The sequence below is a fragment of the Pseudoalteromonas sp. PPB1 genome, assembly GCF_015356275.1.
GTDB classification, from domain to species: Bacteria; Pseudomonadota; Gammaproteobacteria; order Enterobacterales; family Alteromonadaceae; genus Pseudoalteromonas; species Pseudoalteromonas rubra_D.
The window spans coordinates 1-17,025 of sequence record NZ_JACEQV010000022.1; the positions used below are offsets into that span (position 1 = coordinate 1).

3 protein-coding genes are annotated in these 17,025 nt (G+C 44.4%); all 3 read left to right on the forward strand.

All coding sequences use genetic code 11. From position 1 onward, the window contains the following. The first annotated feature begins 280 nt into the window (after positions 1-280). From IY568_RS18770 to IY568_RS18780, 3 genes are read left to right on the forward strand one after another with little or no spacing between them, the layout of a single operon-like run. Positions 281-1,705, forward strand: a complete 1,425-nt coding sequence (locus tag IY568_RS18770) for a hypothetical protein (protein ID WP_194868384.1) — start codon at positions 281-283, stop codon at positions 1,703-1,705. Beyond that, positions 1,702-16,092 carry an RHS repeat-associated core domain-containing protein gene (locus IY568_RS18775; RefSeq protein ID WP_194868385.1) on the forward strand — a complete coding sequence of 4,797 codons (14,391 nt, stop codon included), beginning with the start codon at positions 1,702-1,704 and terminating at the stop codon, positions 16,090-16,092. Before IY568_RS18770 ends, IY568_RS18775 begins: the two co-directional genes overlap by 4 nt. After that, complete coding sequence (locus tag IY568_RS18780) at positions 16,077-16,931, forward strand: hypothetical protein (protein ID WP_194868386.1); 855 nt, start codon at positions 16,077-16,079, stop codon at positions 16,929-16,931. Before IY568_RS18775 ends, IY568_RS18780 begins: the two co-directional genes overlap by 16 nt. Positions 16,932-17,025 lie beyond the last annotated feature (94 nt).

Here is a 17,025-nt window from a genome sequence, read left to right on the forward strand (position 1 = left end):
TGGATTGTTAGTATGTAACATGAGAGTTACTCCTTAGTTGTTTTGAACAAAGATTCGACACCTTTATCAAAACGGGTAACTCTCAATTTTTCAAATCGAAATGTCAGGTCTGGTCGGAACTAATTCACTTAATGCGTGTTTCCTGTTAATTTTTCCATTGTTTTGTTTTTTTTGCTTTTCGTTTTTGGTTGATGTTTTCATTGTGTTCTTTTGCGTACCTTTTTAATATACCATATATAAATAACTTAATTTTAATAAATAAAATCAGGTCAAAGTCTGCATGGCTACTCAACTCTCTATTTTGTTTTTTTTCCTGAACCTTCTCATCGTTAATCGCCCCATGGCTTCTGAGTTTAAGCAGGCATATGTGCCTATTAAAGTCGGGTCAAGAATCATTCTGAAGCAAATTGAGCGTACCCCTGATGCGCCTATTTATGTGTCGGTTAAACTAGATAGCGCAGGTGATAAACTGGTATGGACGGCTGTGCGTTTAGCAGAATATTATCGAGTAGAGCAATATGTTAACGACCAATGGGTGATGGTAAACGCGAACGTGTCGGCGACTCAGTACACTATGCCTGCAACGGCATCAGGCGTTTATCGTGTGACAGCATGTCATAAATATGGGTGTGCCGCGGCGAAGCAGCAAAACAGAGTAGTCAGTGAGCCATTTTCGGTTAAGGCTTTCTACAGCAACCGCAGTCAGGTTGATGACTTTGGTTTGGCCGAAGTGAGTTGGCAGGTTAGCGGCGCTGCCAGCGTATCAATAACAAAAATGATACAGGACAGAGCTGCGTACCATTGGGATGTGGTAAATCCAAATTATGGGACCGTAAAAATCCATGTAAGTAGCATGTCCCGCTTTAAACTGACTGCTTATGACTTTGATGGTAAATCAACATCAAGAGTACTTTCAATCGCAACTTTACCTGAGAACCCGGTTCAGTTTGGCGGTGTTAAAGGCAACTTTCGCCAGCCTTTATTTTTGTCCGGTATTGATGTTATTGAGCGTTCTGTTCTTGAGCATGAGGATAACCTGTATTTTGCAACGCATGGTGGCAGGTTGCATCGCTATTCGGTGACCAAACAAGCTGGCAAAATTGTTGACTGGCAAGCGGATTGGGACATACCTCTGGCTGGGGTGATAAACAGTGCCCCGGTGATTGAAGGGAATAGGCTTATCTTTACGATTAGCATGCGCAATGGCAAAGGAAAAATATGTAGCGCGTTGTTAGCTGATGGAATAATGCAATCATGTAGTGAAGAGAAGGACAGCAATGTGCTCGCAAGCCCTGTCATTATAAGCCAGGCACCATCAAGTAACCTGAGCTCGGTCAGCAAATTCTTTGCAGAATCCCAAACAATACAGAGTGGAATATATATTTTCCAACGTGATGGTTTGATACAAGTCTTAGACTCGAATGACCTGAGTATCGTACTCAATGAGTATCGAATTGGTGGTGTAACCGCTGAATTTATAAACACACCTTCGCTAATTGTCGATGAAGTAAGCGAGCGCCAGCAATTTATTATGCAAAATAGTGAAAATGAGATATTTGGAGTTGATGTGCCGACACGGACCGTACCATCCACTATTAGTAATACTATGAATCAGTGGTTTGGTTCAGAGCAATCGCAAATTCAGGCGTCTTCAACAAACAGTCAAATACAAGTATTGCCCGTGGTGTGGAGGGAAAAGCTGTGAGCTTAATCAAATCCATTATACTGGCTTGCTTTACGCTGTTAACCAGCACAGTGCTAGCCTATAACGCACGTGTACCTGTATGTAATGCATCTGACTTACATGTTATTAAAGGCGAAAGTACACATCTGATGCTTGGTAGCACTACTACAATTTATAAATTTAGTCGCCAACCTTATCAAAATCTTGAGTTAAAAAAAGGGTCTACGACTCTGAGAACGAGTTCTGCGAACACTTCCCTGCATTATACTTTTCCGCATGCCGGTAAATATACATTATCACTTACGCTAAACAATCCCAGTAGCGAAAGTGACCCATGGTACAGTTGCAATAGAGACATAATAGTAAATAATAATACCGCGCCCGAATTAGTGGATGCGACTTACTCGGGAACTAACAATGAAGTCAGCTATGATGCATGGCATGCTTTTAGCAAAGTTACATTTAAAGATATCAATAATGATGTCACCTCTTTCAAACTGTCATACGAAATATATATCAATGGTGTTAAAAGAGAAGACAGCGGTGCTACAAGAATATGCAGTTTAAAACGGAATGATGATGGTTTCTACGTATGCGGCAAATCTATCTGGAAGAGCCAGTTTTTTGCGAATGCGACTTATAAGTTCAGAGCTGAAGTAATAGATAGCAAAGGCAATGAAACCACGCATACCTATTCTTATTTGGTCAAAGAGGAGAATACGCCCCCTACGCTTCAGGTAAAAATAGATGGCACAGAAGCTGAGGATGGGAGTAAATATCAGGTCGTGTCAGGTCATAATCTCACCTTAGAAGTGAAAGGGCATGATAATGATAAAGCGTATACGAACCGAATAGATAAAATAGAGCTTGATATAGGCAATGGTTATACTGATATAGCTTCTTTTACTGGTAACACCTGTAAGCGTTCTACACTTACGCTGAAGTGCACTGGTATCGTCATCCCGGTCACACAACCTATCTCTGGGATGAAAGTCAGAGTGATAGACCGCGCAGGTGCAAGCCAGACAATGTCGTTTAATGTTAATCTGGCAACACCTCCGGCAGTTACTTTAGCAGCAACTAATACCACCCCCTTTGTTGATGAATCTGTGACTTTAGCGGCAACAGCGAGCCATGCGTCTGGCTTACAAGAGTACAAGATTTGTCGTGCACCGGGTAATTTTCAGACGATCAACAATGGGTGTGTTACCGCGATAAAAACGTGTAGTACCACTAGTAGTCATTGTACAGTGACCCTTGAGGCGCCTGGTCAGTCAGGTCAGTTCACATACTATGCTTATGCAGTGACGCAGGAGGGCGCTTCTAATGCCTTTTCACAAGTAATTAATTATGCAGATTTTTTTGGAATTGGTTACTCCAAGCCAAGTAAATCCACTTATGTAGTAGGCCGAGAACAGGTCAAATTTACTGTATATGCGTCGGCTTTTTCTCGTCATACTGCAAGTGGTGGGCGCCCAAAGCTTACTTCTCTGACCTTACTCAGAAATGGCTCGCCTGTATCTGGTGGTGTCTATATCTCGCCTTCAATAGATAATTTAGAGCTGCCGTTGGCCAGCAATCGAGAAGAAGCAAAAACTATCAACTTTAGTTGGATGCCATCAAATGAAGATGCTGGCAGCAATATCGAGCTTGCTTTAGTTGCCGAAGATAATGATGGTAATTCATCCACTGCCCGTCTCCCTGATATTAGGATTGTAGAGGAAAAAGTGGATAAGCCAGGGGTGCCGGAGATTCAATTAATAGATCTTGGAGCGGGTTTAATTGAAGTTAATTTTTCAAAATTAACTAATATGGGTTCGCTTAATATGAGGGCAACCTTGGATGGTGTCCCGTACCCGATGAAAGTGAGTGAAGTGCCTGTTTCTAGCAGAGCTTCATATATAACGACTATCCAGACCAAGTTTGCAGACCATGGCAAGCAACTTCGGGTTTATGGGTATGGAACAAGAACCCATAATCGGGAAATTATTAAGGGTGAAGAAGGCAGCTCAGAACCAATCCCGGTCGTAAACCATGAGGTCAAGTCTCATGCGCCCGTTTTTAATAGTGAAATCACGCAAGCAGGTGGTCATTTTGCGCTGAACTGGGCTGCTAATACAGATGGCGTCACACAAAGCTATCAATTAGTGACCTGGAAAGGCTTGCCCAGTGACAGGTCCCGGGCGCCTCATTCTGTACTGACAAACACCTCGGGCACGAGCCATCTAGTCACGGACATAGTTCAGGGTCATTACACCTATGAAATCCGCGCTTGTAACAGTCAGGGGGTGTGTACCGCAGGCCAACAACATACTGTTGAGCATATTGCGCCATATATTGATGCAGCGAAAATAGAGGAATGTGGCGCTGAGTGCGCTGAGCCTAAAGCCAAAGTGACGGTGTCTGGGGTTGGATTTAGTGCTTCTCAATCAACTCTTTATGCTCGCTTACGCGGAACGGGAGATACGTTTTACATCCCACCGCAGAACTTGTCTTTAAGCGGGTACACGCTGACAGGCACATTGCCGGAAATAGTGCGTGATGGCCTGCTGGACAATGGTGTAGAGATAACCATTACAAATGGCGTGCTGTCGGGAGAGGGCGAAAACAATACACACCTGGAAAATACTGTCATTTTGGATAAGACGGGGTCAGCACAGCGACCTAACCTGCGTGGGCGCGAATTCACAGTCAGCGAAAGTAAAGTACTGTATGTTGGTGGTGAAGAAGGTGGCCTTAATGCACACAAAGTGAACCTGGATGGTGATCTTCAATATTTGTGGACTTACCCTGAATCAGGTCATCAAAATGTGCAGGTTACCGCCAAACCTCTAGTCAGGCTTGAGCCCATTTCTGATATTGCCGGTGCCAGAAAAGTAGACAATATCTATTTTGGTTCACTAAACCATCATTTCTACCGTTTGACTTATGATCCGATAGCGAACCTGGAAGTGACTACAAAATGGCAATTCCAAACGCAAGGTGAGATCCGCGCCGGTGCGCAATTTGATCAAAATAATGCCCTGTTAATTGGCTCTATGGATGAAGCGATTTATTCACTGGATTCAAAAACGGGGTTAGCGAACTGGCATTATACATTCCCTCGCAGTGGCGGGATTGTGATGGCGCCTCAGGTATCGGCTTCCGGACATATTTATGTCACGACAGCAGATAGAGAGGTACACGTCATCGATCAACGTATGATTGGTGCCAATGCTGTGAAATGGCAGGAAATCGATGCTTTAGCGCTGCAATTCGAAGACGAAATAAAAGAGTGGGAAGCTCAGTGGTGGCATCCAGACCAAAATACCGATGGCCTTGTGATTTTGACGAAAGCCATGCTGGTCCTGTTACAACGAACACCCAGTAAAAAAGAGTTGAGTTTCATGGCTTACCTGATGGTAAATGGTCATCCGCTCAATGAGATGATCAATGCACTGATTAATATTGAGCCATCTTTGTCTGAGTCGTCCAATGCACAATTCATCAGTACGTTATTTGAATATTTGCAGTTAAAAGATGTCGCTGATCAGGTGTTGAGTGGCGCCAAGTATGGCTCTGGTGATCAGGCGTATTGGGTCCGCGTTCTCGAAATGGGGGTTACCCGGGCTGATGTGATCATTGACCTGCTGGGACAGAGCCATAACCAATATGAAGCGGCAACTTTTAACCTGCTTAAGTACTTCTATGGTCGTTGCTTAGTAAGTGACTACTGTGATTATGACTATGATAGTGATAAAGATGGTCTGAGTGACAGGTTAGAAGAAGCAATTGGCACTAATCCGGCGGATCATAGAGATGGCCTGCATATCCCCACATTAAGCGCAACGGAGCACAGTGGCATAATCGAATTCATGCTGACAGCACCGGGGCGGGTTGAAGAATATCAACTGTATGCGCTTCAGCCAGGCAACCCTCAGTATCAACTGTTTGCAACCCTGGATGCTGACAAAACCAAAGCCGATAATGTCGGTGTTCTTACCAGTATATTTAAACAAAACGGCAGTTATCAGTTTAAGGCACTGGCATGTTTAAAACTTCCGGACTCTCTTGCGGATAAAGTGGTATCTCGTTGTAGCAATAATTACTCCAATGAAGCGCAAATTATCATCACTAGCTCGGCTGTAGAGGGAAGCCCGTCTGTTGCGTTGCCATCGGTTGACGTTGCACCAGAGCAAGCGCCGAGCAAAAGTGTGTTGCTTGCCCATGCTCGTTTACAACCAACCACAGGCAGCTTCCGAGTAACCGAAAGCGGCGCTGCATCTTATAGTGTGCCCATTGCGTTACCCGCCGGTATCACAGGAGTGCAGCCTGAGGTCAGTCTGAACTACAGTTCTCAAGGCGGTGATGGCTTAGTTGCCCTTGGCTGGAATTTGAGTGCGACATCAGGTATTTCACGCTGTCGGCAAACTAAAGCACAGGACGGCCAGTTTAAAGGGCTGACATTAAGTGAGGATGACCGTTATTGCCTTGATGGTCAGCGCTTGATCAGTAAAGCGGTGCAAACGCACAGTGGTAGCTTCGAGGGTGAGCAAATTGCTGACGAATATATGACTGAGATAGATGCCCAGATAACCGTTTATAAACTGGGTGAGGGTAGCCAGTCTCAATTTGTTGTACTTGCAAAGGATGGCTCGGTAAAACGATACGGCGTATCAGAAACTAGCCGTACCAACCTGACTGATGCCGATAGTGTTGTTCATACCATGAGCTGGATGCTGTCAGAAGTGAAAGACAACCTGGGCCACCAAAGCACGACCATCAACTATGTTTACACAGAGCTTACAGACCCAGATCACAGTGCAAACTCTGAAAAAGTCCTGTCAGAAATTAACTATAGTGGTAACCGAGTCGTGTTTACCCATGAGGTAGGGGCGCTGCGCCATGCAGGCTACGTAGATACAGCAAAAGTGACTCAGTTCGCACGCCTGAGCAATATTGAGGTATTTAATCATGAGGGGGCGGAGCTTGCCCATTATGATCTGGATTTTGTGGATGCGGCCAATGGCACTCGCCTGCTGCAAAGTATTGCGCATTGCCGTGGCAGTGTTTGTCGTGCCCCTGTCTCCTTCAGTTATGATGCTTTTGCCAGCAAACTGGACTTTGAAGCGTTTAGTAATGTGTATTCAAAAGAGCGGATGGATAATGCACTGTCGTCAGTCACTTTGGCCGATTTAAAAGCGTCAGGTCTGGCACAACTGGTCACGCTGGAGCAGACAGACAAGGGCGCTAAGCGTTATACATTGTGTGTTTATCAGGGTCATACCTATCAAGCAGCCGAAGAGCTGGCATGCCGGGATATATACCGAAAGGATGATCAGGAAAGTGTCAGTATGTTTGCCATAGATCATGATTTGGATGGCCGACAGACTCTGATGATCAATTTGCGTTCAGAGCATACGTCTGATGCCAATCCAGGCTATTGGGCCCATTACGCACTGAATGACAACAATCAGCTGCAAACACTGAGTCTGCCAGAAGGCTGGCCTGCTAATCATTACATGCGTGAAATCAAACCTGCCGATCTGAATGGCGATGGCTACGCAGACCTAGTGTATAAGCATAAAAAAGACGACCCCAACTTGTACGTCAGGTTAGCTGATCCTGACACCAAAGCATTTGGTCATCAGTACGTGCTCGGTACTGACGTGGGCGAAGGCAATTTTTATGGCTACGGCGACTTTACGAGTAAGGGCACAGACTGGCATGTCATCGATATGAATTTTGACGGCCTGGCAGATATTGTTGCACTAAAATGTGACTCTACCCACTGTAATAATGACGATGCTAAACGTCTGGCGGTGCATTACAACCAGGGAGAATCTGGCTACGGCGGGTTTAATCCTTTCCTGACGGAAACGATAGCATCGGATGAGAAAATAGAACTGTTAACGCCAAGTGACGTCAATGGCGATGGCCTGGTGGACCTGATATATCTGGCTACGCCTGAGTATAACCATGATGTAAAGCAGTGGCATGTACAGCTTAATCAATCTAGTGAGCGAGTTAAATTCAGAAGGGTGTTTATTGCGACAGCCAAATCCAGCAATGACACTTTGTCGGTCAGCGAGCTGATTCCGCCTATGTCGATGGACATAGACAAAAACGGCAAAGCGGATCTGTTCTTCAAAGAAAAGAACACGAAAAAATGGCGTCGTTATGAGTGGTCGACTCAAAGTGAGCGCTTCACTAAGCTCAGTGACAACGCGTTTGAGCTTGCCGTTGATACCAGAGGCGGAGACTTTGCCTTTTTCAGTGATTACGATGGCAATGGTGTTGCAGACATTCTGATTAAACACGACTATGGTGTCAGTGTCAGGTATAACCTGAGTCAGCGCCCCACAGCAGGCATGTTGCTTGAGGTCAATCAAGGGTATGCCGGTCATACAAACAGTACGACTATCCACTATGGGTTAATGTCGGACAGAGCAGTTTATACAGACGTTAACGATGACCTCACGGCAGATTTAGGGCTCTTCAATGCGCAACAGCTATTAGTCAGCAAGATGACCGGCGCGGGTGTATTGGTTGCCAGTGTTGAAACCGACAGCCCGAGTAATCGCAGTGGCGCCTTGTCGGCCGATAAAGCGAAAGTGGATTATCATTATCAGGGCGCACGTGTGCAATTTGGTGGTCGCGGACCTCTGGGCTTTAAAGTGCTCAAGACCACCACACAAAAAGATGGCAAGACTTTTGAGACGACCACACGCTACCATCAGGCATTTCCGTTCACCGGCATGCCGTACTCAACCCAAAAACGAATGCAAACAGCAGACACCAGTGAGCTGCTCAGCATCTCGGTTAACGAGTACAGCAAGCATAAATCGCAGCAACTCAATGATGTGACCGCTTATCGGGTTTATAATTCGGACAGCCGTGAATGTAGTGCCGTAGTTGATTCAGGAATGAGTGTAAGTGCTTACACGTGTACGGATACAACAACCTTACAAGATACGTATGGCAATGTTGAAAACCTTAGCGTGAATACCTACGATGTGGATGCCTCAGGTGCTGAGCATTTCACCACGGTTGGGGCAACGGGCACTGTGCAGCACAGTGTTGTCACCGAAAACCAATATGGCACAACAGACGTACACAAGCGCTTGGGCCGATTGTCCGAAACTAAGGTGACTCACAGTGGCGCAGGCCTCACTGCGATATCTAAAACCAGTCACTTTGAATATTATCCCGAGAACCATGCCCATGAAAATATGCTTTATAAGGAGGTTGTCGGTAAAGGCTTAGGTTGTGAATATGAATTAACGACAGAACATTCATACGATAGCTTTGGCAACAAAGTAAAAGTACAAAGCGAAAACACCGCATGTACGGGGTCGGAGCGTGAAACGCGTACCTCTGAATCTATCTTTGATCCACAAGGGCGTTATGTACTCCACACCAAAAAAAGTGGCAGCAAAAGTGCATTGTCGTTGATTTCCGAAAAAGTCCGTACCGTCGAGAAAGGCCAGCATACATTGACGCGTCGTAATGAATTTGGCCAACCAACTGAACTGATTGACAATAACGGCGTGTTGACCAAACTGACCTATGATCACTTTGGTGGAAAAGTGGGGTCTTACAGTAAGACCGGAGCTCAGGCATACAGCTATTTCACGGCGTGCAAAACGAATGAAAACTGCGTGGTACGTCTGAATAAAGAAGTTAACGGCGTACTGCGCGAAAAACACTTGCTGGATAAAATGGGACGCACTTATTCAGTGAGCAAGCTGACAGTACTTGAGAACCAGTGGTTGACTTCAGAATATCAGTTTGATCGTTACGGTCGTAATGATGTGGTCATTGAAGCTGGCTCAAAGACTGTGACAAGCACCTATGATGCGCTAGACAGGGTAAAGAAAGTCTACGACGCCAATTCTGACACAGAATCAGAGACAACGTTTGAGGGTCGAAAGACCACAGTCACTGTCAGGGGTTCTGATATCCGTGATCAGGTTAAATCTACGCTGAGTAATACCATTGGCCAGACAGTACAGGTGATAGACAACATTAATCACACGCTGGACTATACCTATAACGCACTGGGCGTTCAGCTCACCGTTCAGTCATCGGCAGAAGCGGCCAATGATCGCCTGCTGAGTACCATTACTTATGACGACATGGGCCGTAAAGAGTTTGTACAGGATTCAGACAGAGGCTATTGGCAATACACCTACAATGCCTTTGGTGAACTACTTACGCAAACTGATGCACGTGGTGTGAAACTGACCATGGATTACGACTTCTTAGGTCGAAAAATCAAACAGGAGCAAACGACGCCAGAGGGGGTGTTTGCCGAAGGCACCAGTACCTGGGTGTATGGAGATACAAACGACACCGTTCATCGCTTGATATCAAGTTCGCAGGGTTCTGACTGGGGGCAAACCTATTATTACGACACATTAGGGCGTGCAGCAGCAACGCTGACGTCACTGGATAGTACGAGCCAGTGCGCAGGGCAAGTCAGTTTTGTAGGGTCAACGGGCGATTTACGTATTCCGGATGGCTCAAACCTGGATCCAATTGACAATCTCTGTGTGATCCAACAGAGCTTCTATGATAGCTACAGTCGTTTGGCCTTGCAGTTTGATGACTACCGTCGAGATGAACAGGGCGAACTTATAGAAGCGCGCGGTGTTGCTATGACTTATCAAAACGGTCAGCTGCTGGCAAAAACAGAGGCGCGTAATAGCAATAAGGGCCAGGTTTACTACAAAGTGACGGCGCTCAATGCCCGTGGTCAGGTCACCACGTACGAAAAAGGCGGTGTGACCATGAACATCGTCTATGACCAAAAGGGCATGGTCGAAAAGATTTCAGACAGTAACTTTGCAATTCAAAGTGACGTTTACAGCTTTGACAGCCTGGGCAATTTGATAAGCAGCAAGCAGATAGGCATGGACACCCGCACTTATCATTATGATGATATGAACCGGGTGCTGGGAGTAAACAACGTCGATCTGTTCAAGTACTCTGCATCGGGTAATTTAACCGAGAAAGCGGATTATCTGATTGGTACAGACGTTGACTGTCCTGGTTATGAAGGCTCATCAGTGCTGGTGTTGGGTCGCTGGAACCAGCGATATGGAGAAGACAATACGCCACTACATGCTATTTCTTCACGAAGCCGTATAGCAAGTTCGAGCTGTTTGGGCACACTGCCTGCTAAGACAGAGTCGTTTAGTTATGATGCCAATGGTAATCAGATAGCGCGCTCAGGCAGTGATGGCACTACGTCGATTGAGTACAGTGCGCGTAATAAAGCGGTTGAAATGACGGGCAATGGAGAGACCGTCACCTTCAGGTATGATGCGAATAATCGCCGCTACAAGCGAGTGGATGGGTCAAACACAGTATATTACGTGGGCGCTCTGGAGCTGACCAAGCCAAAAGGTGAGGATGGCAAGCCTGTGATTAACCGTTATATCGGCAACGATGCGCAGCAAACCTATTTTGATACAGGAATGAGTAAAACCAAGTGGTTGTTTACTGACCATCAGGGGTCCACCATTGTCGTGACTAATGGCGAACATAAGGTCCTGGCACGTTATGCGTACGATATATTTGGTAAGCAGCGTGAGGTTGAGCAGAATTCAGAGCTGATGGGCGATGTGTTCAATACTATCAATGACAACCTGAGGGCCTATACAGGGCATGAGCCGGTGTCACTGGGAGGCGACAAGCGTATCATTCATATGAATGGTCGGATCTACGATGCAGACACGGGTAGGTTTATGCAGGCGGATCCGGTGGTGCAGGCGCCGAGTAATTTGCAGAATTACAATGCGTATTCTTATGTGTTGAATAATCCGCTGAGTTATACGGATCCGAGTGGGTATTTGTTTAAAAAGCTTCTTAAGGGAGCTATGAAGGCGACGGGAACGTGGCAAATGCTTCGCGCTATTGGCAAAGTGCCTTGGCTCAACACCGTGGTCACCATTGGCCTCAACTTTATTCCAGGCTGTCAGGGTTGGTGTGCCGCTGCGGCAACTGCGGCATATAGTGCGGGCTCTACCTTTGCAACTACGGGAAGTTTAAATAAAGGATTAACCGCTGGTTTGACGGCTGCTGCTATGCCCGGAGGTGGAAGTGCCGGTGCGATACTTGCGAGTGCTGCGATTGGAGGCGTTTCATCTAAGTTGATGGGCGGCAACTTTGGTCATGGATTCTTTGCTGCTGGACTGGGTGCTGCTGCTGGAAGCATTGGTGGAGGAATTAGAAATCCGCTCGGGAAAGTTGTGATAAGTGCGATTGTGGGTGGAACGGTTTCAAAAGTAACCGGCGGCAAGTTTGCTAATGGTGCGTTCAGTGCTGCTTTTTCGGCTGCAATGAGGGCAGATTGGAGTTCACAAGGTTCGAACAACAACAGCAATGGCAGAACCGGTTCTGTTTGTTCTCCTAATCCGATTAACATTTCCACAGGTGAAAAGTACTTCACCATGCGAGACTATCAAGCGGCAGGAAATAGCCGACTTAAGTTCGAGCGATATTACTTTAGCTACTCCAAGACTAAAACTAGCTTAGGTATGGGTTGGAGCCATAATTTTGACAGGAAGCTTGAGTTCATCAAAGGCAATAAGCAGCTTGTTAGGTACTTGGGTTTAAATAAGAAAGAGCGAACCTTTAGTCGCAAAAATAGCAAACATGATTCTTATGAGAATACAGCAAATACCTCAGAGCATTTACAGCAAATCGATAGCGGATGGGTATTAACGTTAGCTGACGGAACAACAGAGATCTTTAATGAACATGGGCGTTTGATTGAAGTTCACGAGATAGGCTTGTATCAACAGTTTTTGAAGTACAACAACAAAGGCATGTTGACTTCAGTAACAGACAGTATGGGTGTAGAAATCCACCTAGAATATAATCTTGCAGGTTTACTCACTAAGTTAGAAACGCCTGAAGGTACGTTTGAATATGAGTACAACTTAGCTAATCGAACATTAGTAAAAGCGTTGCGGCCAGCCAGCCGGGATGGTGAACGCGGCTACAAAAAATATCATTACGGAAACTATGAGTATAGATCTGCCATTACTCATATAAGTAATGAACAAGGGAATATTCTTCATAGAGTGAGATATGATGATAATGGAAGAGCTGTTTCCAGCGCGTTAGGCAGTGACATTGAGAAAGTAAACATCAGGTTTTTGCCCAACAAGCAGAGTATTGTTACAAACTCGCTGGGTTTTAAAACGACCTATACATTCAATGATAGTAATCAGCCATTAAATGTGGCTGGAGATGGCGGTACCAGTTGTCTGTCTACTAATCAGCAATATGAATATGATGGCCGTGGAAATGTAACGAAAAGTACAGATTGGAACGGCGTAATAACCACTTACTCGTATAATGACAGGGATCTGGAGATCAGCAGAACGGAAGCGTTAGGTACAGATATTGAACGCACGACTTTAACAGAATGGCATGATGTGTACCCAGTAAAGGAGCTAGTCCAAACAGAGAAAGCTAAGCAAGTGTTTGAGTATTCAGGTTCAGGTTTACTGTTGAGTCATACAACATTTGATTTAACTGCAGAGCAAAACTGGCTGCAAAATCTGATGGATGTATTTCCGAGTCGTACGACTCACTATCATTACAACTCAAGAGGTTTAGTTGTTGAAGTCGATGGACCGCGTACGGATGTTGCTGACGTTACGACGTACGAATATGATGAGTTAGGTAACCAGATTTCAGTAACGAATGCCCTGGGATATAAAACTGAAGTGACTAAGCACAACCCATCCGGGCGTCCTTTGGTAATTACTCACGCGAATGGTTCTATGACGGAGCTTGCTTATAACGAGAGTGGCTGGATCAGTAGCAAAACAAACGTTACATTTGTTGACGGAGAAAGAGTAGATGCTACAACGCGTTATGAGTATGCCCATAGTGGTGATAATTCAGGAAAAGGCCTGATTGAGCGTATTTCACACCCTAATGGAGGGGTAACACGCTACACTTATGATGAAGCTTATCGTGTCAAAACAATGAGTAATCACCTGGGTGAAACAATTGAATACGTCAGAGATCCTGAAGGCAATCCGATTGAGAAAAATGTCTTAAATCGTAACGGCGAATTAGTGAAGCAGCAGAGGCAACAGTTCAATGAACTTAGCCAGCTAATTGCACAAGTTGGCGTGAACTCTCAAGTCTCTCATCAGTACAACGGAAATGGACAGGTGACCTCAACGACAAATGGTCTGGGTAATACGACACATCATGCGTTTGATGCTTTAAACAGGCTTGTACAAACAACCGACTCAGACGGTGGTGTAGTTCATCAATACTATGATGTACAAGATAAAGTCACCCAAGTAACAGACCAACGTGGATTAACCACAGAGTACCAATACAATGGCTTTGGTGAGAAAGTTAAGCAGATAAGTCCTGATACAGGTACTACCGTGTATAAACATAACTCAGCGGGCCTAGTCATCGAAAAAGTTGACAACGCAGGACAGGTGGTTAGCTATGAATATGATGCAATTGGACGGGTCACTCATGTCCACTTTGTTGGTGCTGCTAATGAAGATATATTTTATCAGTATGATGAGCAGCTTTTCGATAGCGCGCAGCCTCCAGCGGTATCGGGTGCAATAGGAAAAGTAACACGCATTCTCGATAACAGTGGCGATAGCCAATACCAGTACAACGGACAAGGCTATCTAACTTCGAAAACCTACCAAATCGAAGGCAGGCAATATAGCCAAGGCTTTAACTATAAAGATAAAGGGCTGTTAGATTCTCAGGTTTATCCAAGTGGTATGGTTGTTAGCTATGGCTATGATGAGGCTGGACGGGTCAATACACTCTTTAGTAATTCATTTGCAGGCAACACAACCACCTTGGTTGAAAATGTAGAATACCTCCCGTTTGCGGAGCCTGAATTGATCTCCTATGGGAACGGTATTATGCAGCAAAACACTTATGATACAGATGGGCGAATGGGAGAGATCCTACTTACAAGTGGATTAAATACCTTGCTGAATCGCCATTATGTATATGATGAAGCAAACCAAATTACCAACATTGTTAATGTTAAAGATGATGTCCTTTCTGAGTATTTTGAATACGATAACCTGGGCAGGCTAACTTTTGCTTCAGGTGAATATGGCCAACTGAGCTACGATTATGACCCAGTTGGTAATAGGCTGAATCGCAGATGGTTGTCAAAATACAGTGAGTTGCTGGAAGACGTAAGTTACCAATATGCACTCAACAGCAATCAACTTGAGCAAGTTTTGCCGATTAGCAAACCTGAACGGGTGTTTGAGTACAATGTTAATGGCCAAACAACGGTGGATACCTTGAATGGCAAGTCACTTGTTTATAACGCAGCAAATCGATTAAGTGAAATTACTTTTAGAGATGGTTCACAAGTACAGTACGTATACAATGCAAAAGGGCAGCGAGTTGCTAAGGTTCAGACTGCTTCCAACGGTGAGAAAACCACGACACATTACCACTTTGATCAAAATAATTTACTCATAGCGGAGTCCAATGCGCAGGGAGAGCCACTTGTAGAATACATATATTTGAACAAGCAACGTGTTGCGAGTATCAGGTATATGGGCAGTTCTCATGTGGTTGACTACGTTCACAATGATCATCTAGGGTCACCGATGGTGCAAACTGATATCTCTGGTAAATTAACATGGCGAAGTAATACACTGCCGTTTGGGCAAAGCTACAAAGTCACGGTGGCAGAGCAAGGTTTTGGATTCCCAGGCCAATATCATGATGTTGAATCTGGCTACAGTTACAATTACTTCAGAGATTATGATCCGAGTCTTGGGCGTTATATTCAGTCTGATCCTATTGGTTTGGCCGGTGGGGTGAATACATATGGGTATGTACTAGGAAATCCAATTCAATCTTCGGATACTTGGGGGTTGTATGTTGATCTTGATTGGTATCATGGTGCTAGACCTGTAAAAGCTATGAACTTTGGCACGGCTGTCCACTCTCATGTAAATAGGCAGTTTAATCAAATGGGATACTCGGTAGAAGGAGCTGGCTTCGCTCGCTCATTTTTTGGGGGAGGTAGGCCTGATATTGTTGACCCAAGAACTTCTCAGGTATGGGAGATTAAGCCAATGTCTCATGGGGGAGGAACGGCTTATAATAAAGCTGTTTCACAAATCAATGGCTATGCAGACGCTAGCGGATTAAAAATCGGAAATAGTATAGATTTAGTAGGTGAGTACTTTGATGCAAATATAATGTTTTTTGATGGTGCTGCTTATCATATTGGGTTGTACCCATATACGAATGGGTTGGTTTTGTATGATGTTACAAAGTTAACAAATGAACAAGCGCTTGCGTACTATTATGCAATTGATCAAACAGCTAAGTCGACTATATTGGGCCATCAAAATAAAGAGGTTAATGCATGTCCTGTTTTTTAAGTGAGGAATCTTTCAATGTTCTTCTGATTTCACTTTTAAAGAATAAGCAAAATTTTAGGGATGAATTGGAATCTCTTGGTATTTGCGCGATAAATGAACTTGAAGAACAAGTGAAATTCAAGTTGGCAAGTAATAATGTTTCTGTCAAATGGAATAATTATTATATGCAATTGTCGGAAGCCTCCAAAGTAGAAATTGGTAAGGGTGAATACAAGTCTGACTATCTTGATTCACTGCTCTCTCAGTGTAGGGAGAAGTTTGATGAGTCAGGAAATATTAATGACCTTGCATCGAATGAAGTTGATTTGTACTTTAAGCTCTGGTCAAGGCAGGACTTTAAAGGTTTCCAAGAGTGGAGAAGCTCTGTTTATTCTCGTTATATCTTAAAGTTTGAGGAGGAAGTAAAATCATTCTTTCATCAGAATGAAGCTTATAAAGATATAAAGGGGCTTAAGGCTCTGGCTAAGAGTTTTGTTAGTAATATTGACTCGCTAAAAGGGTTTTATTATGATCAAAAAATGTCATCAAATAATCAGCTTTTCCTTTCTTTGGATATTGAAAATGACTTAAAGATAACATTTGGTTTTGTGACTAGAAAACAGTCTGATAGCTATAAAATAGAAAGTTTTATTGCATTGCTTCCTGCTTGGTGTAATAAAGGGGATATACAAAGCTATAAACGCCTTTTCACACCCTTGTGGTGCTTTTTAAGCCCTCTTGTTAATCCTTTTGGGTTGCCATATGAATTGCTTGAAGATAAAGGTAATCTACCATACATGTTATATATTCATTTATCCTTGTTTATTATAATTAAAAATTCAGTTGATAGGGAAATATAAAAGACACCCAATCTAAAGCCCCAGGCACCCGCCGGGGCTTTTCTGTTTCTGGTCATATGTCACCGATTTTTTGGTCGCATCGGTTTGACCAGCG